Source organism: Tsukamurella strandjordii, assembly GCF_039525985.1.
GTDB lineage: Bacteria > Actinomycetota > Actinomycetes > Mycobacteriales > Mycobacteriaceae > Tsukamurella > Tsukamurella strandjordii.
In genome coordinates this window covers 444256-464662 of record NZ_BAAAII010000006.1, presented here as the reverse complement: position 1 = coordinate 464662, position 20407 = coordinate 444256, and the positions used below count along the sequence as shown (strand labels likewise).

Below are 20407 nucleotides of genomic sequence, written 5' to 3'. Positions count from 1 at the left end.
GGTTCGGCACGGGGACACCCCGCGAGCACATCGTCCGGCTATTCCAGTGCCGTGCCGTCCCCTATTCCGGGGTGCCCCTTGTCCGTGGGCGGCACGGGGTCCGGCTCGTCGGAGTGACCGACGACGGTGATTTCGATGAGTCCGAGTTCCGGCTCTCCCTCCCCTTCGGGAAGTGAAGCGACACCGTCGACGACGACCCACCCCCGACCTCCACTGGCTCGCAGTCGCACGTTGTCGACGCGACCTTGGCGCGCTTCACCGCCCAGCACCCGTGCTGCGACGGCGAAGATCCGCTGCACATCATCGGGATGCGGAGTGTCGCGGTCATCGACCTGCCCTTTCCATTGCACCCCGGTCAGTGGGTGCGTAATCCACTGAAGGACACGAACCTTGCGAACGTCGACGAGGAGAAGGTGACGGTTCGGGGCGATCGCCCGCAGTGTGCGCAGCGCTGCATTTCCCGCGACCTGCATGGATACATCGTCTCGAGCGGTTTCGAAGACGATTCCCCGCCACAGATCGCGGCGTGCACCATCCGCGACGAGGACGATGCGGCCGGCACGGTCGGTCTCGGTGAATCGACACGCACCAGCCCACCGACCGGTGGTCGGCGAGATGAGGACCTCTTTGATCAGCGACAGATCATTCTCGACCTGAACGTATTCGAAGATCTCAGCGGAGGTGATCGGCCGCCGGGGGACGTCCTCACCGGCCAGAACGGTGTCTCCGCGCGCCCAGAGCTTCCGCTCGGTGTTGTCCCATTCGAATCCGATGGTCGCCGGCGGACCTTCGCCGGAGGCCACGTGAGAAGCCGGTCGAACTGTGACCCAGACGCCCAGGAGGCGGTGCCGCGGGCCGATGACCGGGATCGCCACCAGCCGGCTACCGGGGTTGCCGGCCAGTTCGCGCACCGTCGGGCCGCTGGCCCGCGGCTCGCCGGTGAGGGCGGCTTCGCGGATCTCTTCGATGACCGCCAGGACCTGCGCCCACGCTTGGCGGGTTCCCGCCGCACCGGCGAACGCACGTTCGCCCGATATCCACGCGCGCGGCACGGGCCCTTCTGCGATCACCGTCGGAGCGGCGTGCAGCAATTCGATCAGGTACCACGGGGTCGGCCTCTGGCGCCGTCGGCCCACATCCGGTCCAGGCATGGCGATGGGACCTCCTGTGCACCGCGGACTGGTCCTTGTCTGTGCGTCATACTAACCATGTCGCCAGCGACGGCTTGATGGATCGGCGAACGCTTGTGGCCACGCCACCAGCGCGGTCGATGGGCTCCACAAACCCTGGGAGGAACGATCAAGAGCGGGGTGAACAAGGCCGGTACTGTTGCCGCACTCGCTGCAGTCGCGGGTGCAACCTGGGTTCTGCTCGGCTCCCGCGCCCCCCGGCCCGCAGGCACTCTCACCGGCCGTGTCACGCGCAGCAGTGCGAAGGTCGCAGGGCGCCGTCGACGCTGGCTCGTGTATCGGCCCGCATCGTATGCGGCGGGCGCCCCTGTGCTTCTGGTCTTACACGGGTCCGGCGAGACGGGTACGACCTTTCGGCGAGCAACCGGGCGACGATTCGATGAACTCGCCGATCGACAGGGCTTCATCGTCGTCTATCCGGATGGCTGGCGCAGAAACTGGAACGAGACGCGGCTGGCGGGTCGATTCGCAGCGAAGAAGAAGCACATCGACGACACCCGATTCCTCACCGAGCTCGCCGACTCGGTCGCCGGGACCGGCGCGCCCGTATGGATCACGGGCTTCAGCAGCGGTGCCGCGGCCGCGCTGCGGGTCGCGCTCGAAGCCAGCGACCGTATCGAGGCGATCGCCCCAGTGGGTGCCAGTGTCCCCACCGCCGACAACTGGCAGACCGACCTGGAGGTTCCCGCGACCCTCGCCCGTCGGGTTCGAGCTCTGTTGGTGCTCGGGGACCGGGACCCCGTCAACCCACTCAACGGCGGAAGAGCCGGCCTCTTCGACGGCAAGGTCGGCAACCGTGGGTCAGTACTGTCCGGAGTCGACAGCACGGCATGGCTCGCCGCGCACGACTTCGACGCCATCCTCCACGTCGTCCAGGGGAACGGTCACCACTACACGGTGCCGGGCCGTCGCGGCCCCCGACTGTTCGGTCCGACGGCGTCGGGCGTCGACATCGCCGCGGACGTCGTCGCCTACTTCCGCGGGGATGCTTCGCCTCGGCAGTGACGGCGCGATTCGCGGCGCCCGCCGGTGGACGGTCACTTCGCATGCGCAAGCATTTGCTACGGTGGGGTCGGCGCTCCCCTCGGGGAGGACGTTCCCGCACTCTGAGTTCTTCGGGTGTGGTCGCTCAGGTCTTATCGGATTCGGATAAGACCTCACACGAGTGACCGCACAACCGAACGGGAACAGGATCAACGAATGCGCCACCCAGCTCAGCGTCTCTCGACCGACCACCACACACAGGTCACCAGCCCCTCGCAGATGCATCGATCGCACTGTTCGGCGCTACCGACGCGAGCCTCGACCGGTTCCTCCAGCAGCGGCGTCCTCGCGGCAGTGGTCATGCCCTTCGCAGCCGGAGTGGCTTCAGGCGTGATCACGGACGATGGATCCGCACCGAATACCTGTGCTCCGCGCGGTGGGGGCGACGCAGCGGCACGGGGCAGCGGCGGCAGGTTGCAGAGCGGGTAACCCTGCGCTCCCTGCCGCCGGCTGCGCCGCACGATCAGCGCGCAGCGGCGGCGATCTCCGCGGCGGCGTCGGCGACGGGGATCTCGCGGGCCTCGCCGGTCAGACGATCCCGGAGCTCGACGACACCGTCGGCCCAGCCCCGGCCGACCACGACGACCGTCGGGACGCCGAGCAGCTCGGAGTCCTTGAACTTGATACCGGGCGAGGCCTTGCGGTCGTCGAGCAGCACCTCCAGCCCCTGCGCGTCGAGAGCACCGGCCAGTTCCTCGGCACCCGCCCAGGCGCCCTCGTCCTTGTTCGCGATCACCACGTGCACGTCGAACGGGGCGACACCCTTGGGCCAGCGCAGGCCCTTGTCGTCGTGCTGCTGCTCGGCGATCACGGCGACGAGCCGCGAGACGCCGACGCCGTAGGAGCCCTGGGTGAGGCGCACGGGCTTGCCGTTCTCGCCGAGGACGTCGACCTCGAAGGCGTCGGTGTACTTGCGGCCCAGCTGGAAGATGTGGCCGATCTCGATGCCGCGCGCCGAGACCAGCGTGCCCTTGCCGTCGGGCGAGGCGTCGCCGTCGCGGACCTCGGCGGCCTCGATGGTGCCGTCCGGCGTGAAATCGCGTCCCGCGGTGAGGTTCACCACGTGCCGCCCCTTCGCATCGGCACCGGTGATCCAGGCGGTACCGGACACCACCCGCGGATCAACGAGGTAGCGGACCTCGTTCTCCAGCAGCGCCTTCGGGCCGATGTAGCCCTTCACCAGGAACGGGTACTTCACGAAGTCGCCCTCTTCCAGCAGCGCCACTTCGGTGGGCTCCAGCGAGGCCTCGAGGCGCTTGAAGTCCACCTCGCGGTCGCCGGGCACACCGATGCCGAGCAGCTCCCAATCGCCACCGGGAGCGCGGGTCTTGACCATGACGTTCTTCAGCGTGTCGCCGGCGGTCACCTCACGACCGAGCACGGAGGCACCGTCGGCACCGGCGTTGGCCCAGGCGACGAGCGTGTCGATGGTCGGCGCGTCGGGGGTGTCGTAGACCTGCGCGGCGGGGAGCCCGTCGAGCGGGATCGCCGCCGGCGCGGGCGTGACGACGGCCTCGACGTTGGCGGCGTAGTCCGACTCGGTCGAGTGCACGTAGGTGTCCTCGCCGACGGGGCTGACCGCCAGGAACTCCTCGGAGGCGCTGCCGCCCATGGCGCCGGACGTGGCGGAGACGATCACGTGCTCGACGTCGAGCCGGGCGAAGATCTTCTGGTACGCGGCGCGGTGCTTGGCGTACGCCTCGGACAGCCCCTCGTCGGTGGTGTCGAAGCTGTAGCTGTCCTTCATCACGAACTCGCGGCCGCGCAGGATGCCCGCGCGGGGCCGCTCCTCGTCGCGGTACTTGGTCTGGATCTGGTACAGGATGACCGGCAGGTCCTTGTACGAGTTGTACTCGCCCTTCACGGTGAGGGCGAAGATCTCCTCGTGGGTGGGGCCGAGCATCATGTCGGCGCCCTTGCGGTCCTTGAGGCGGAACAGTCCGTCGCCGTACTCGGTCCACCGGTTGGTGGTCTCGTAGGGCTCGCGGGGCAGCAGCGCGGGCAGCAGGATCTCCTGGCCGCCGATCGCGTTCATCTCCTCGCGCACCACCTGCTCGACGTTGCGCAGCACCTTCAGGCCCAGCGGCAGCCACGAGTAGACACCGGGCGCGATGCGGCGCACGTATCCGGCGCGCACGAGCAGCTTGTGGCTGGGGACCTCGGCGTCGGCCGGGTCGTCGCGGAGGGTGCGCAGGAAGAGCTGGGAGAATCGGGTGATCACGAGGGCACAGCTTAGTGTGTCCGGTGTGTTGATCCTGCTTCCCCCATCGGAAACCAAGGCCGGCGGCGGCACGGGCTCGCCGCTCGACCTGGGCGTGCTGGCCTTCCCCTCGCTCACGCCGACCCGCGAGCGCCTCGTCGACGCCCTCGCCGCGGTCTCGCAGGACGACGATGCCGCCCGCGCCGCGCTGGGCCTGTCCCCCGGTCAGACCGATGAGCTCGAGCGCAACCGCACGCTGCGCACCGCGGCCACCCGCCCGGCGATCGAGCAGTACACCGGCGTGCTCTACGACGCGCTGGACGTGCGCGGGCTGACGAAGGCGCAGCGCGCGAAGGCCGACGCCCGGCTGGCCGTGGGGTCCGCCCTGTTCGGCGTGGTCGGCGCGGTCGATCCCATCCCGGCGTACCGGCTCTCGTCCGGCTCGAAGCTGCCGGGACTCGGCACGCTCGCCGCGCAGTGGAAGCCCGACCTCGCCGACGCGCTCGCGGCGGCCGACCGCGGGCTGGTGATCGATCTGCGCTCGGGCGGGTACGCGGCGCTCGGCAAGGTGCCGGGGGCCGTGACGGCCACGGTGGTCACGGAGCGGGCCGACGGCTCGCGGTCCGTGGTCTCGCACTTCAACAAGCACCACAAGGGCCTGCTCGCGCGGGCGCTCGTGACCAGTCGCAGTGAGCCCGGCGATGCCAAGGGCGTGGTGAAGGTGGCCGAGAAGGCGGGGCTGCGTGCCGAGCTCTCGGCGCCCACCGAGGTCACGATCGTCACCGCCGGCTAGTAGCTACTCGTCGTCGCGGCGGTGCCGGCGAGCACGGCGGATTCTGTCCGCCTGGGGCGACGGTGCGGGGCGGTGCATCCCGTCGTCGGGCAGCGAGTGCTTCCCGCCGTCCTGCGGCGGGGCGGGTGGCGGCTGCGGCGGACGCGGCATCGGGCGGCTGGGACGCTGCACGGGCCCGCTGGGGCGCTGCGGCGGCGCAACGGGCCGGTTCATCGGCTGGCTCGGTCGCGGTCCAACGGGGCGCTGCGGCGGAGCGGGCGGACGCTGCGGAGCGGGCGGACGCTGCGGAGCGGGCGGGCGGGGCAGATCGGCACTGTCCCGCTGGATCGGCCCGGACGGGCGCGCCAGCCCGGCGAGATCGTTCCCCGGCTGCGGCGGGCCGGACACCGGTCCGCTCGGGCGTGCGACCGGTCCGCTCGGGCGCGGCTGCTGCGCCGGGCGGCGCGGCGGGGCTGCCGGACGGGGCGGCGCCACCTGGACGGCCTGCGTGGGTGGCTCCGGGGTGTGCGGACGCTTGATCGCGCGGAAGCGATCGGTGAAGTACACGGGCTCGGGGTCGCCGGGCCGCTCGTTGTACGCCCGGTCGAAGTCCTCCCGCCGGATCGCGGCGAACGAGCCCGAGGTGACATCGCCCTCCAGCGGCTCCCAATCGTCGTCGGTGTCCTCGGTCTCGTCGAAGGCCTGCGCCGGGAACGAGGTGGAGTGGACCACACCGCCGGATTTGCTGGACGCCTCGGCCATCTGGCCCTCGGCGATCTCCGCGGGGGTGAACCGCATGAAGGGCACCACCACCAGGCCCGCGATGATCAGGATCACGGCGCACGAGATGAACGCCAGCCCGTAGCCCGAGGCCAGCGCACTGATCTGGTCCGAGGTGAGGTCGCTGTGCTTGAGATGTCCGGTGGTGGGGCCGCCCTCGGCCATGATCCGGGACGTGACGGCCACCTGCACCGAGGCGAGGCCCACGATGCCGCCGATGTTCTGTCCGACCTCGACCAGCGCCGACATGGGGCCGATCTCGGTGGGCCGGACACCGGCCAGCGCGCACAGGGGCAGCGGGACGATGGCGAAACCGACACCGATGCCGATGAGGAACACCGGGATCGCGATCTGCGGGAAGTAGGCGACGGTTTCCGGCGCCTTGCTCATGAGGGTGGGCACGTACAGGCACGGGAAGAAGACGACGAGGCCGCCGAAGGCCACCAGCCAGCGGGCCTGGATGTACTGCACGAGTTTCGTGCTGGCGGTGATCGAGATGCCCATGCCGAGCGCGAAGGGCAGGAGCGCGAGACCGGACTGCAGCGGTGAATAGCCGAGCACCAGCTGGAAGGTGAGCGAGACGTAGAAGCCCAGCGTGGGGATCAGGGCGCCGCACACCAGGATGCCGATCATCGCTGCGACGCGGTTGCGGTTGTTGAACAGCGAGAAGGGCAGGATCGGGTTCTTGGCGGTGCGTTCGACGATGAGGAAGGCGATCAGGCACACCGCGCTGAACCCGAGGGCCGCGTAGACCAGTGGGCTCTGCCAGTGCAGTTCGGGACCGGCGGTGAGGGCGTAGACGCCCGCGACGCAGCCCGCCACGGCCAGGATCGCGCCTTTGACGTCCAGGGCGTGCCGGCGTTCCGAGGTGGCCTCGTCGAGCGCGAAGTAGCCGCCGATCGCGCAGGCGAGGCCCACCGGCACGTTGATCCAGAAGACCAGTCGCCAGTCCCAGGTGGCCAGGAGGCCACCGGCCACGAGACCGGCCACCGATCCGAGGCCGGCCATGCCGCCGAAGATGCCGAAGGCCTGGTTGCGCGCCTTACCGGGAGCGAAGGTGGTCGCGATCAGCGCCAGCGCCGTCGGGCTCGCGATGGCCGCGAAGAAGCCCTGGCTGGCGCGCGCGGCGAGCAGGAAGGCCTCGCTGGTGGCGAATCCGGCCAGTCCCGACGCCACGGTGAAGCCGAGCACGCCGAGGATGAACATCTTCTTGCGGCCGAAGGTGTCGCCGAGACGCCCGCCGAGCAGCATGAAGCCACCGAAAGTGAGGGCGTAGGCGCCGAACACCCACACCTTCATCGCGTCGGTGAGGTTCAGCGCCTCCTGGATGACGGGCATCGCGACGAAGACGACCGTGCCGTCGAGGACGGCGAGGAAGTACATGCCCGAGAGGACGAAGATGGCGAGGCCGATGGCGCTGCCCTTGACGCGGTACGTCTGCGCCTGGGCACCGGGGGCCATCATCGAGGTCATGGGTTCCGAGGCTACCGGGTGATAGCAGGTGTGCGGAATGCAATCAGAGTGACGATTGGGTCACGAGTGACCAGCGGCCGCGTCAGTCGTCCTCGCGGCGATGCCGGCGAGCGCGGCTGACGCGATCCGCCTGCGCCGACGGCGCCGAATGGTGCAGACCGTCCTCGGGCATCGCGTGCCGTCCCCCCTGCCGGGGTGCCGGCGGCACGAACTGGGGCTCGGGTGCCGGCGGCACGAACTGCGGCTCGGGTGCCGGGGCCTGCGGCGGACGCGCCATCGGCTGGCTCGGACGCTGCACCGGGGCACTCGGACGGTTCATCTGGCCGCTCGGGCGCCGGATCGGGGCGCTCGGGTGCTGCGGGGCCGACCCCGGGCGAGCGATCGGCCGACTCTGCCGGGGTGCGCCGGGGCGCTGCTGCTGCGGGTCCACCGGGTACTGCGCGCTCGGCGCGGGCCGCGGTGCGGGCGCCGGCCGCGGCGGGACGGCGGGACGCTGCAGATCGGCGCTCTCGCGACGGATCGGGCCCGACGGTCGCGCGACTCCCGCGAGATCGTCGCCCGGTTGCGAGGTGCGGCGCGGCAGCGGATCACTCGGGTGCGAGTAGGCCTGCTGCGGCTGCGAGGGCCCGACGGGGCGCTGCGGCGGTGCCACGGGCACCTGCGCGGTCGGCGGCTGCGGCTCCTGCGGGCGCTTGATCGCGCGGAAGCGGTCGGTGAAGTACACCGGCTCGGGATCGCCCGGCTGCTCGTTGTAGGCGCGATCGAAGTCCTCGCGCCGGATGGCCGCGAACGACCCGGAGGTGACGTCGCCCTCGAGCGGCTCCCAGTCGTCGTCGACGTCGTCCTCTTCGAAGGCCTGCGCCGGGAACGAGGTGGACGGGATCGAGCCGCCGGACTTGTTGGACTCCTGCGCCGCCTGGCCCTCGGCCACCTCTTCGGGGGTGAACCGCATGAAGGGCACCACCACCAGGCCGGCGAGGATGAGGATCGCCGCGCAGGCGATGAACGCCAGGCCGTACCCCGAGGCCAGCGCCTGGCGCTGCGACTCGGTGAGCAGGTCGTGGGTGATCTCACCGGTGGTGGGACCGCCCTCCTTCATGATCCGCGAGGTCACCAGCACCTGCACCGAGGCCAGGCCGATGATGCCGCCCAGGTTCTGGCACACCTCGACCAGCGCCGACATCGGACCGGTCTCGGAGGGACGCACGCCGGCGAGGGCGCAGACGGGCAGCGGGATCATGGCGAAGCCGACGCCGAGGCCGATGATGAAGACCGGGATGCCGATGTACGGGAAGTAGTCGACCGTGGCCGGGTCCCTGGTCATCAGCGTGGGCACGTACAGGCACGGCAGGAAGACGATGAGGCCGCCGATGGCCACCAGCCAGCGGGGCTGGAACTTCAGGGCCAGCTTGCCGGAGATCGGCGCGGAGATGCCCATGCCCACGGCGAACGGGACCAGCGCGAGGCCGGACTGCAGCGGCGTGTAGCCGAGCACCTGCTGGAAGGTCTGCGCCACGTAGAAGCCCAGGGTGGGGATCAGCGCGCCGCACACCAGGATGGCCACCATCGCGGCGACGCGGTTCTTGTTGCGGAACAGCGAGAAGGGCAGGATCGGGTTCTTCGCGGTGCGCTCGACCTGCAGGAAGACCGCAAGGCTCACCACGCAGACGACGGCGGCGATGTACACCGACGGCGACTGCCAGTGCACCTCGGGGCCCATCGTCAGCGCGTACACACCGGCGACGCAGCCGGTGACGGCGAGAATCGCACCCTTGACGTCGAGCGCGTGCCGGCGCTCGGAGGTGGACTCCTCCAGCGAGACGATCGCGCCGATCACGCAGACGATGCCGATCGGGATGTTGATCCAGAAGACGAGGCGCCAGTCGATGGTGGCGAGCAGACCGCCGGCGACGAGGCCCGCGACCGAGCCCAGTCCGGCCATGGCGCCGAAGATCGCGAAGGCCTGGTTGCGGGCCTTACCGGGGGCGAAGGTGGTGGCGATCAGCGCGAGCGCGGTGGGACAGGCGATGGCGGCGAAGAAGCCCTGTCCCGCGCGCGCGGCGAGCAGGAGGGCCTCGTTCGGTGCGAAGCCCGTGAGCAGGGAGGCGATGGTGAATCCGGAGACGCCGAAGATGAACATCTTCTTGCGGCCGAAGGTGTCGCCGAGCCTGCCGCCCAGCAGCATGAACCCGCCGAAGGTGAGGACGTAGGCCCCGAACACCCAGATCTTCGCGGCGTCCGAGAGGTGCATCGCGTCCTGGATGCTGGGCATTGCGATGAACACCACGGTGCCGTCCAGCACGGCGAGGAACATCATGCCGGACAGGACCACGATGGCGAGACCGAGAGCGCTTCCCTTGACGCGATACGTCTGCGCCGGGGCCCCGGGGGCCATCGTTGAGGTCATGGGGTCCGAGGCTACCGGTTGGTAGAACTCCGTCGGAAATCAATCATGGTGCTGTTTGAGGCTCATGTTGCGGAAGTGACAGCAACTGCGTGCGGTCTGCACCCATCATCCGCGCCTGTTTTCCCAGTCCAGGGGTCCGATCCGCGGGGCGATCCGGGAGCGTGACCGGCGCCCGTCACAATTGCGGCGACACGCCCGAAAGCTACCCGGCGGCTGGGTTTTCGGACGCGTCCGGTGCCGTGAAACCGGCGACGGGACCCACCACGAGCACGGCGGGCGGCTTCACGTCGGCGGCCGCGGCGTCGGCGGCGATCGTCGCGAGCGTGCCGCGCACGGTCCGCTGCCCGCCGGTGGTGGCGTTCTCGACCACGGCGGCGGGGGTGTCGGCGGACCGTCCGCCCGCGATCAGCGCGTCGGCGATCACGCCGAGCCGCTCGACCGCCATGAGCACCACGACGGTGCCGCGCAGCCGCCCCAGCGCATCCCAGTCCACCAGGCTGTCGGGGTGGCCGGGCGGCACGTGGCCCGAGACCACGACGAACTCGTGCGTCACGCCACGGTGGGTCACCGGGATCCCGGCGGCCGACGGTGCGGCGATCGAGCTGGTGATGCCCGGAACCACGGTGACGGGGATGCCCTCGGCGGCGAGCGCCTCCAGTTCCTCGTAGCCGCGGCCGAAGACATAGGGGTCGCCGCCCTTGAGCCGCACCACGAACTTGCCCTCCCGGGCGCGGTCGATGAGCACCTGGTTGATCGCCTGCTGCGCCATCGCCCGGCCGTAGGGCACCTTGGCGGCGTCGATCACCTCGACGTTCGGGGCGAGTTCGGCCAGCAGCCGCGGCGGCGCGAGCCGGTCGGCGACCACCACATCGGCCACGGCCAGCAGCGCGCGCCCGCGCACGGTGATGAGGTCGGGATCGCCCGGTCCCCCGCCGACCAGGGCCACGCCCTCGGGCTTGCGGCTCGGGCGCGCGGCCTCGGTGCCGGTGAGGACGGCGCCGAGCGCGTTGCGCACGGCCGCGGACCGTCGGTGATCGCCGGCGGCCAGCACGCCCACCTGCAGCCCGTCGGTCGCCACGGTGGCGGGCGTGACGGCGGTGCCCTCCCGGGCCAGATCGGCGCGGACGCAGAAGGTGCGCTGCGCCTCGGCCTCGGCCACCACCCGGGCGTTGACGTCCGGATCGTCGGTGGCGGCGAGCGCGTACCAGGCGCCGGCCAGGTCGCCGGCGGCGTACTCGCGGCGGTGCCACGTGATGCCGGGCGTGGATTCCACGGCCGGGGTGGCCTCGGGCGCCACCACATGCACGTCTGCCCCCGCTGCGAGCAGCGGGGGCAGACGACGCTGAACCACGGTTCCGGCTCCGATCAGCACCACCTTGCGGCCACGCAGATCCAGTCCGACCAGGTAGGGATCGCGCGCGGGCGTGGCACTCGTCATTCCGGAAAGCCTAGCGAGCGGCTCCGGGAGTTACGCGCGGGGCTCGGCGTGCTTGGTGGGGGTGTGCACGATGTCGTAGTACACGGCCTTGTTGGAGGCGTCCGGGTACACGCGGTAGGTGAACTCGGAGTCGGTGAGCTTGACGATGTCGACCACGCGGCGGTACTGGACCTTGCCCGACTTGTCCTTGGCCACGATGGTGCGGGTCTTGCCGTCGGGCGAGACCGACCAGTCGCCCTGGCCCTTGGCGGTGTCGTCGAGGTTGTAGAGGGTGAAGGTGCCGTCCTTCTTGAAGTAGGCCCACCCGACGTAGTTCTTGACGTTGGCGTCGGTGAGCGCCACCTTCTCGCCCTGGGCGTTCTTCGCGCCGGTGGTCTCCCACGCGGTGGCGGCGAGGGTGGCGGCGGGGGTGCCGGCCTGGACCGGGGTGGGGCGGCTGGACGACGGTGCCGCGCTGGGCTTGGCCGACGCGCTCGGCTTGACCGACGCGCTGGGCTTGGCGGAGGCGCTGGGCTTGGCGGAGGAGGACGACGATCCGGCACCGGGCGCGGCGTAGGAACCGGCGGCGCAGGCGGAGGTGGTGACGAGGGCGGCGGCGACGGCGGTCACGGCGAGGGTCTTCACGGTCTTGTGCATGCACAGTTCATACCGCACCGGCCGGGCCGAGTCAGCATTGCCGATCGTGGTGAGACGAACTCCTCAGACCACGGCTCTGACCAGGCGTTCGGCGACCTCGGGGTATCCGGCAGGGTGCACGTGCAGATACGAGGAGTGCACGCCCGGTGCCACATGTCCGTCGACCGCGGCGGCGCCGTCACCGTCGCGCCAACCCCAGGCCGGCGTGCTCGACGCGGCGAGGTGCGTGCGGTGGAATTCGTGCCCGGTCACGCGCTCCCCCACCGTGAACAGCGGGCCGGCGGTGAGCGCGACGGCGTCGCGGTAGCCCAGACGCAGCCGCGGGGTGAAGGTGGCGGCGCCCGGGACCACACCGCACATCGGCACGCCGTCGAGCGTCTCGGCCAGGTACAGCAGGCCCGCGCACTCGGCGTGCACCAGGCCCCCGCCCGCGACCAGCGCGCGGATCTGCCCGCGCAACTCCGCGTTGGCGGCCAGTTTCTCCGCGTACACCTCGGGGAAGCCGCCGGGCAGGACGACCGCGGCGGTGGCCTCGGGTAGCGGATCGGTGAGTGGGTCGAACCGGCGGACGACCGCTCCCGCCGCGGCGAGCAGTTCCTCGTGTTCGGCGTAGCCGAAGCTGAACGCCGGACCGCCGGCGAGCGCCACCGTCGGGCTTCCGGCGCGGGTCACCTCGTCGGCCGGGTCCCAGGCGGGACCGTCGGGCACCCGCCGTGCGATCGCCCGGACCAGCGCGACGTCCACGTGCTGCGCGACGAGGTCGGTCATCGCGGCGACGGCGTCGAGCGCGGCGGCGCCGCGTTCGGCGGCGGGGATCAGCCCGAGGTGCCGAGACGGGACGTCGAGTTCGGCGGCGCTGGGCACGGCGCCGACGGCCTCGATCCCCGCGTGCGCGCACGCGTCGCGGAGCACGCGCTCGTGGCGGGCGCTGGACACCCGGTTGAGGATCACGCCGGCCACGGACACCCCGGGCCGGTAGGTGGCGAAACCGGCGAGCAGCGCGGCGAGCGACTGGGAGTGGCCGCGCACGTCCACCACGAGGATCACCGGTGCGCCGAGTGATTCGGCGACATCGGCGGTCGAGCCGATGCCCTCGGCACGACCGTCGCCGGTGATGCGGCCGTCGAACAGCCCCATCACGCCCTCGATCACCGCGATATCGGCGTCCGCGGCGCCGTGCCGGTACAGGGGCGCCACGCGGTGCTCGCCGCACAGCACGGGATCGAGGTTGCGGCCGGGGCGGCCGGCGGCGAGGGCGTGGTAGCCGGGGTCGATGTAGTCGGGCCCCACCTTGAACGGGGCGACGGTGCCGGTGCGGGCCAGCGCGCCCATCAGCCCGGTGGCGATGGTGGTTTTGCCGCTGCCCGAGGCCGGCGCCGCGATCACGACCGCGGGGGTCACCACACGGTCACCATTCGATGCCCCGCTGGCCCTTACGTCCCGCGTCCATGGGGTGCTTGATCTTGGTCATCTCGGTCACCAGATCGGCGGCGTCGATGAGCGCCTGCGGTGCGTCGCGGCCGGTGATCACCACGTGCTGGTTGCCGGGGCGGTCGAGCAGGGTGGCGACGACCTCCTCGGTGTCGATCCAGCCCCACTTGAGCGGGTAGGTGAACTCGTCGAGCACGTAGAACCGGTGCTGCTGCGCCGAGAGCCGGCGGGAGATCTCCGCCCATCCGGCGCGGGCGGCCTCGGCGTGGTCCTGTTCGGCGTCGTCGTCGCGGCGCAGCCAGGACCAGCCCTGGCCCATCTTGTGCCATTCGACGGGGCCGCCGGCTCCGGTGCGCTCGTGCAGCTCGTTCAGCGCGAGCATGGTGGCCTCTTCGCCGACCTTCCACTTCGCGCTCTTGACGAACTGGAAGACGCCGATCGGAAAGCCCTGGTTCCAGGCGCGCATGGCCATGCCGAAGGCGGCCGTCGACTTCCCCTTGCCGGGGCCGGTGTGCACGGCGAGCACCGGCTGATTCCGACGCTGACGGGTGGTGAGGCCGTCCTGCGGCACCGATTCGACCTTGCCCTGGGGCACGAGGCGTCTCCTTCGATTCAGGCTGCGCGGGTGGCGTGCGCGAGACCGCGCGGGCCGAGTCCGTCAAGCGGGATCAGTTCTGCGCCTGCGGCGTTCGCAATGCGCGCGGCGAGTCCGAGGCGGACCATCGAGGTCTCGCAGTCCACCACGACGCTCGCGTGCCCGTCCGCGTGCAGGCCGGCGGCGGCGGCCACCGCGCGGGGCAGCGGACCGCGGCCGGCGGTGGCGCGGCCGTCGGTGAGCAGCACCACGAGCGGGAGGCGGGCATCCGGCCGCAGCGCCTCCCGGCGGAGCAGACGTCGCGCCTCGACGATGCCCTCGGCGAGCGGGGTCCGTCCGCCCGTGCGGGCGCGGGCCAGGCGGCCCACCGCCACGTCGACGGACCGGGTGGGCGGCACGAGCAGCGTGGCCTCGGCACCGCGGAAGCCGATCACGGCCACCTTGTCGCGGCGCTGATAGGCATCCCGCAGGAGCGAGACGGCGGCCTCGCCGACCAGGGCGAGCCGGTCGCGGGCGGCCATCGAGCCGGACAGGTCCACGACGAAGACCACCAGATTGCCCTCGGTGGCCTCGCGGATCGGCGAGCGCAGGTCGTCGCCGGCCAGGCGGAGCGGTCCGGTGGTGCGGCCGCGCGCGCCCTGCCGCAGGGCGGCGGCGCGCAGGGTGGCAACGAGATGCAGGCCGGTCCCGGTGCCGGCGGGTGCCGCCCGCACCACGCTGCCGCGGTCGGATCGCGCCTTGGAACGGCGACCGGTGGCGCCGCCGGTGCCGAGCCCCGGCACGGTGAGCTTGCCGACGGTACGGTGCCGGCCGGTGGGGATCGGGGCGCCCTGCGGAGTTCCCTCGTCCGCATCGCCGACCGAATCAGCTGCCGGCGGAGGTGGATCCGAGGGCTCGCCACCGCCGTCGGGGCCGTCGGGATCGGGGTCCGGATCGGGGTCGCTGGCGGCGTCCTGGCGGGCGTCGTCGAAGGCCTGGTCGAGCTCGTGATCGTCGAGGCCCGGCTCGTCGAAGGGATCGCGGCGCTTGCGGTGCGGCAGGGCCAGCGCCGCGGCGATCCGCACGTCGTCCTCGGTGACCTCGTCGGCCCCGCGCCAGGCGGCGTGCGCTGTTGCGGCGCGGGCGATCACGAGGTCGGCGCGCATGCCGTCCACATCGAAGGCGGCGCAGACGGCGGCGATCCGGCGCAGTTCGGCATCGGGGAGCACCACCCGCGGGAGCCGGTCCCGGGCCGCGGAGATCCGTTGCGCGAGTGCGGCATCGTCGGCGGCGTACCGGGCGGCGAACTCCTCGGGATCGGCCTCGAAGGCGAGCCGGCGGCGCATCACCTCGACGCGGGTGTCCACCTCGCGGCTGGCGTGCACGTCCACGGCGAGCCCGAAGCGGTCCAGCAGCTGCGGCCGCAGCTCCCCCTCCTCCGGGTTCATGGTGCCCACCAGGACGAATCGCGCCGGGTACGACCGGGAGACCGCATCGCGCTCCACGCTGACCCTCCCCATCGCGGCGGCGTCGAGCAGGACGTCCACCAGGTGGTCCGAGAGCAGGTTCACCTCGTCCACGTAGAGGATGCCGCCGTCGGCGTCGGCCAGCACGCCCGGCGTGAAGTCGACGGCGCCCTCACCGAGGGCGCGGTGCAGGTCCAGCGAGCCCACCACGCGGTCCTCGGTGGCGCCGATCGGCAGTTCCACCAGCCGGGCCGGCGATCCGTCGGGGCGGGGCGGCAGCAGCGGTGCGAGCGCCCGCGCCGCAGTCGATTTCGCGGTGCCCTTCTCGCCGCGCACGAGCACGCCGCCGACGGCGGGGGCGATGGCGCACAGTGCGAGAGCGAGGCGCAGCTCGTCGTGCCCCACGATCGCGCTGAACGGGTAGCGGTCAGACATCGGCGGCCCTCCTCATGGGGACGTGCGGGACGCCGTCCTCGACGAACTCGTCCCCGCACACGGCGAAGCCGTACTTGGCGTACATCGGCTCCAGGTGGGTCTGCGCATCGAGCAGTGCTGGGCGAGCGCCGGTCTCGGCGAGGGCGGCCGCCATGAGTCCGCCGATCAGGCCGCGTCCGCGGTGCGACGGTGCCGCGCACACCCGGCCGATCCGCACCACGCCGTCGCCCTCGTCGGTGACCCGGACGGTGGCGACCGCCGCATCGCCCTGGGCGAGCCAGAGGTGCACGGTCGACGGGTCGAGGTCCCGGCCGTCCACGTCGAGCCACGGGCTCTGCTGTTCGGCGATGAAGACCTCGGCACGCAGCTTCAGCAACGCGTACAGGGTGCGCGCATCGAGCTCATCGCCGGTGGCGCGGAGCACGGATCAGCCCTGGGAATCTGCCCCGACGCCGGGCGCCAGCTGCAGCGTGCGGTCGGTCCAGTCCCACACCTGCTGGAACAGCGGCTTGTTGTCGTTGAGGGTGGTGCCGTAGGAGGGGATCATCTCCTGCAGCAAGGGCTTCCAGGCCTGCATGTGCTTGGGGAAGCACTTACCGAGCACGTCCAGCATGGCCGGCACGGCGGTCGATGCGCCCGGGGATGCACCCAGCAGGCCGGCGATCGACTCGTCCTTGGCGGCGATCACGGCGGTGCCGAATTCGAGGTTGCCGCCGCCGGGACCCTTGCGGATCACCTGGACGCGCTGGCCGGCGGTGATCAGGTCCCAATCACTGCCCTCGGCGCGGGGCACGAACTCCGAGAGCGTCTTCACGCGGTCGGCGGGCGACTGGGTCAGCTCGCCGATGAGGTACTTGGTCAGGCCCATCTCCTTCATGCCCACGGCGAGCATGGGGATGAGGTTGTTCGGCTTCACCGACATCGGGAGGTCGGTGTACTTGCCGGCCTTGAGGAACTTGGGCGAGAAGCCGGCGTAGGGACCGAACAGCAGGCCCTTGTTCCCGTCGATGACGCGGGTGTCCAGGTGCGGCACCGACATCGGCGGAGCGCCGACCGCGGCCTTGCCGTACACCTTGGCGGCGTGGTTGTCGATGAGCTCGGGGTTGTGGCACCGGAAGAACTGTCCGGACACGGGGAAGCCGCCGAAGCCCTTGGCCTCCTTGATGCCGGACTTCTGCAGCAGCGGCAGCGCGCCGCCGCCGGCGCCGACGAAGACGAAACGCGCGTCGACGTGGGTGATCTCGAGGGTGCGCTGGTTCTTGACGGTGAGCCGCCAGCCGTCCTTGGTGCGCTTGAGGTTGGTGACCTTGGTGCCGAAGTGCACCGAGCCGCCCTTGCCGATGAAGTTGACCAGCTTCTTGGTGAGCGAGCCGAAGTCGACGTCGGTGCCGCCCTCGTACCAGTTCACGGCGACCGGATCGCCGAAGTTGCGGCCGGCGGCCATGATCGGGAGCCGCTCGCTGAAGGTGGCGGGGTCGGTGAAGTACTCCATGCCCTCGAACAGCGTCTGGCCGGACAGCGCGTCGTAGCGCTTGCGGAGGTACTCGACGTTGTCGGCGCCGTGCACGAAGCTGGCGTGCGGGATCGGGTTGATGAACTCGGCGGGCTTCTCGAGGATGCCGGCGTCCACGGCGTACGCCCAGAACTGGCGCGAGACCTGGAACTGCTCGTTGATCGCGATGGCCTTGCTGATGTCCACGGAGCCGTCGGCGGCCTGCGGCGTGTAGTTCAGCTCGCACAGCGCGGAGTGGCCGGTGCCCGCGTTGTTCCACGGATCGGACGACTCGGCGGCCGCGGCGTCGAGCGCCTCGAAGACCGAGACCGACCAGCTGGGCTCCAGCTTGCGGATCAGGGTGCCGAGCGTGGCGCTCATGATCCCGGCTCCCACGAGCGCGACGTCCGTGGTGATCACGTTACGGGCCATCAGGCTATTCACTCCTCGAGGTGTTTCGCATTCGAGGCCGGGTTGCCAGACCTCGCGTCTGGGCCAGAACCTTACTCCGCGGCGGCGGGCCCACGCGCGGCACGTCGGGTGGCCGCGCTCACTACAGTGATGGCGTGGCGACCACTGAGCTGACCTACTCCCCCGACATCCTCGGCGACGACTACGTCGCGCACACCTTCGACCTGGGGCCCGACCCGGACGGCGAGCCCGGTGGTGACATCGTGGCGACCCTGGTCAAGCATGTTGCAGGCCCGAAGGACCCACAACGCGCTGTGCTGTGGGTGCACGGCTTCTCGGACTACTTCTTCCAGACCGCGGTCGCCGAGTTCTTCGCCGATCGCGGTTACGCCTTCTACGCGCTCGACCTCCGCAAGTGCGGCAGGTCGCTGCGGGACGGGCAGTCGGCGCACTACGCCACCGACTTCAGCGTCTACGACACCGAGCTCGATCTGGCGGTGGCCGCGATCGAGGCCGAGCACCCGGGCCTGGGCGTCGTGGTGGCCGCGCACTCCACCGGCGGGCTCATCACCCCGCTGTGGCTCGATCGCCGCCGCCGCGCGGGACGCACCTCCCCGGTCATCGGCCTGGTGCTCGACAGCCCGTGGTTCGACCTGCAGGGCTCGGCGGTGCTGCGCGAGGTCGCGACACCGGTGGTCAAGCTCATCGGCAAGGCGGTGGGCACCCGCATCGTGCCGGTCGAGGCGGTGGGCGTCTACGGGCAGACCATCCACGCGAGCGAGCACGGTGAGTTCGACTTCGATGTGCGGATCAAGCCGATCGAGGGATTCCCCGTGCGGTTCGGGTGGCTGCGCGCGGTCCGGGTGGCGCACAGCCTGTTGCACCGCGGCCTCGATGTGGGCGTCCCGTCGCTCGTGCTGCGGTCCACGAAGAGCTTCGCGCCCAAGGAGTACAGCCCCGAGGCGGCCCGCGCCGATATCGTGCTGGACACCCGGCAGATCGCGAAGTGGTCGGGCGCCCTGGGTAATCGGCTGACCGTGGTGCCGATCCCCGAGGCCAAGCACGACGTCTTCCTGTCCGAGCAGCCGGCGCGCGATCGGGCGTACGCGGAGCTGCGCGGGTGGCTGGCGCGCGAGATCGAGGCATGACGATGGGCGAGCAGATCTTCGACCTGGTGATCGTGGGGTCGGGCGCCGGGAACACGATTCCCGACGAGCGCTTCGACGACCGCTCGATCGCCATCGTCGACAAGGGCATGGATTACAACGGCGCCTACGGCGGCACCTGCCTCAACGTGGGCTGCATCCCCACCAAGATGTTCGTATGGCCCGCCGATGTGGCCGACGAGGCGCGCGACGCGGGGCCCGTGGGCGTGGACGCCGAGATCACCGCGACGCACTGGCCGGCGATCCGCGACCGCGTCTTCGGCCGGATCGACCGGTACGCGGCGGGCGGGCTGCGGTACCGGGTGGACAAGTGCCCCAACATCACCGTCTTCCAGCAGGAGGCGTGGTTCCTGCCCGACTCGGGCGACGGCGTGCACCGCCTGGAGTTGGCGGACGGCACGGTGGTCGCGGGCCGGGAGGTGGTGCTCGCAGCCGGCTCACGCCCGGTGATCCCGCCGGTCTTCGCCGAGGGCACGGCCCCGTTCCACACCAACGACTCGATCATGCGGCTCGACGCGCTGCCGGGACGGGTGATCATCGTGGGCGGCGGCTACATCGCCGCGGAGTTCGCGCACGTCTTCGCCGGACTCGGCGCGGAGGTCACGGTGATCGCGCGCGGTCCGCGGCTGCTGCGCTCGCAGGACGAGTCGATCGCGGAGCTCTTCACCGAGGAGGTCTCGCAGCGCTGGGACGTGCGACTGTCGACCGAGGTGACGGCCACCCGCGCCGTGGGTGACGGCGTGGAGGTCGATCTCACCGACGGTTCGACGGTGGCGGGTGACGTCCTGCTGGTGGCCACCGGCCGCACCCCGAACGGGGACACGCTGGCCACATCGGCCATCGGGCTGGAGCTCGACGACGCGGGCCGCATCCCGGTGGACGAGCATCAGCGCACCCCGGTGCGCGGGGTGTGGGCGCTGGGCGATGTGAGCACGCCCTTCCCACTGCGACACGTGGCCAATCACGAGGCCCGGGTGGTCGCCGAGAACCTGTTGTCCGGGTGGGATGCTCCGGCCGCCACCACTGATCACCGGTTCGTGCCGGGCGCCGTCTTCAGCCGCCCGCAGGTGGCCTCGGTGGGCCTCACCGAGGCCGTGGCCCGGGACCGGGGCATCGATGTGGCGGTGGCGGAGCAGAAGTACTCCGATATCGCCTACGGCTGGGCCATGGGCGATCCCGAGGGCATGTGCAAGCTGATCGCCGACCGCTCGACCGGGTTGTTGGTCGGCGCGCACATCGTGGGGCACCAGGCCTCGGCGCTGATCCAGTCCGCGATCACGGCGATGTCGTTCTCGATCCCCGCGAAGGAGTTCGCGCGCGGCCAGTACTGGATCCATCCGGCGCTGCCGGAACTGGTGGAGAACGCCTTGCTCGGCCTGCACACCGAGCGATAGAGTCATATGCATGAATCACGATGATTTGAATGCACCCGGTTGTTCCAACCCCAACTGCACCTGTGAGAACTGTTCCTGCGGCGACAGCTGCAGCTGCG

At 71.1% G+C, this 20407-nt stretch carries 15 protein-coding genes; 4 read left to right on the top strand and 11 right to left on the bottom strand.

Going from position 1 to position 20407, the window contains the following annotated elements:
• Positions 1-38: 38 nt before the first annotated feature.
• On the bottom strand, positions 39-1151 hold the full coding sequence (locus ABD108_RS13385) for a GAF domain-containing protein (RefSeq protein ID WP_343930536.1): 1113 nt from the start codon (positions 1149-1151) through the stop codon (positions 39-41).
• 312 nt (positions 1152-1463) lie between these two features.
• Here ABD108_RS13385 and ABD108_RS13380 point away from each other — a divergent pair, with 312 nt between their 5' ends.
• Positions 1464-2195 carry a CE1 family esterase gene (locus tag ABD108_RS13380; protein ID WP_305110873.1) on the top strand — a complete coding sequence of 244 codons (732 nt, stop codon included), beginning with the start codon at positions 1464-1466 and terminating at the stop codon, positions 2193-2195.
• A 502-nt stretch (positions 2196-2697) separates the two neighbouring features.
• Here the strand turns inward: ABD108_RS13380 and ABD108_RS13375 are convergent.
• Positions 2698-4455, bottom strand: coding sequence for a proline--tRNA ligase (locus tag ABD108_RS13375; RefSeq protein ID WP_343930535.1), 1758 nt, complete (start codon positions 4453-4455; stop codon positions 2698-2700).
• 25 nt (positions 4456-4480) lie between these two features.
• Between ABD108_RS13375 and yaaA the strand changes: the two genes are divergently transcribed.
• Positions 4481-5227, top strand: coding sequence for a peroxide stress protein YaaA (yaaA, locus tag ABD108_RS13370; RefSeq protein WP_305110874.1), 747 nt, complete (start codon positions 4481-4483; stop codon positions 5225-5227).
• Positions 5228-5230: 3 nt separating this feature from the next.
• Here the strand turns inward: yaaA and ABD108_RS13365 are convergent, their stop codons facing one another.
• From ABD108_RS13365 to mqo, 9 genes are all read right to left on the bottom strand, one after another.
• Positions 5231-7450 (bottom strand): MFS transporter, encoded by a 2220-nt coding sequence (locus ABD108_RS13365; protein WP_425579788.1) that lies wholly within the window; start codon positions 7448-7450, stop codon positions 5231-5233.
• Positions 7451-7541: 91 nt separating this feature from the next.
• A complete protein-coding gene (locus ABD108_RS13360; protein WP_425579787.1) occupies positions 7542-9854 on the bottom strand; it encodes an MFS transporter in 2313 nt (770 codons plus the stop codon).
• Positions 9855-10068: 214 nt separating this feature from the next.
• The gene (cobA, locus tag ABD108_RS13355) at positions 10069-11304 is read right to left on the bottom strand and encodes a uroporphyrinogen-III C-methyltransferase (protein ID WP_343930533.1); all 1236 of its coding nucleotides are present in this window, start codon (positions 11302-11304) and stop codon (positions 10069-10071) included.
• A gap of 30 nt (positions 11305-11334) precedes the next feature.
• Positions 11335-11940: a DUF4822 domain-containing protein gene (locus ABD108_RS13350; protein WP_343930532.1), complete on the bottom strand. Its 606-nt coding sequence runs from the start codon at positions 11938-11940 to the stop codon at positions 11335-11337.
• A 63-nt stretch (positions 11941-12003) separates the two neighbouring features.
• Positions 12004-13344 (bottom strand): cobyrinic acid a,c-diamide synthase CobB, encoded by a 1341-nt coding sequence (locus ABD108_RS13345; RefSeq protein WP_343930531.1) that lies wholly within the window; start codon positions 13342-13344, stop codon positions 12004-12006.
• Positions 13345-13348: 4 nt separating this feature from the next.
• Positions 13349-13966 (bottom strand): cob(I)yrinic acid a,c-diamide adenosyltransferase, encoded by a 618-nt coding sequence (gene cobO, locus ABD108_RS13340; protein WP_220659250.1) that lies wholly within the window; start codon positions 13964-13966, stop codon positions 13349-13351.
• Between the two features lie 17 nt (positions 13967-13983).
• Positions 13984-15846: a VWA domain-containing protein gene (locus ABD108_RS13335; protein WP_343930530.1), complete on the bottom strand. Its 1863-nt coding sequence runs from the start codon at positions 15844-15846 to the stop codon at positions 13984-13986.
• Positions 15839-16270: a GNAT family N-acetyltransferase gene (locus tag ABD108_RS13330; RefSeq protein WP_305110880.1), complete on the bottom strand. Its 432-nt coding sequence runs from the start codon at positions 16268-16270 to the stop codon at positions 15839-15841. Before ABD108_RS13330 ends, ABD108_RS13335 begins: the two co-directional genes overlap by 8 nt.
• Positions 16271-16273: 3 nt before the next feature.
• Positions 16274-17770, bottom strand: a complete 1497-nt coding sequence (gene mqo / locus ABD108_RS13325) for a malate dehydrogenase (quinone) (protein WP_343930529.1) — start codon at positions 17768-17770, stop codon at positions 16274-16276.
• Positions 17771-17904: 134 nt separating this feature from the next.
• On the opposite strand from mqo, the gene ABD108_RS13320 reads away from it, so the two are divergent.
• Both ABD108_RS13320 and ABD108_RS13315 read left to right on the top strand, forming a co-directional pair.
• Positions 17905-18897, top strand: a complete 993-nt coding sequence (locus ABD108_RS13320; protein WP_343930528.1) for an alpha/beta hydrolase — start codon at positions 17905-17907, stop codon at positions 18895-18897.
• A gap of 14 nt (positions 18898-18911) precedes the next feature.
• A complete protein-coding gene (locus ABD108_RS13315) occupies positions 18912-20309 on the top strand; it encodes a mycothione reductase (RefSeq protein WP_343930649.1) in 1398 nt (465 codons plus the stop codon).
• Positions 20310-20407: the final 98 nt, after the last annotated feature.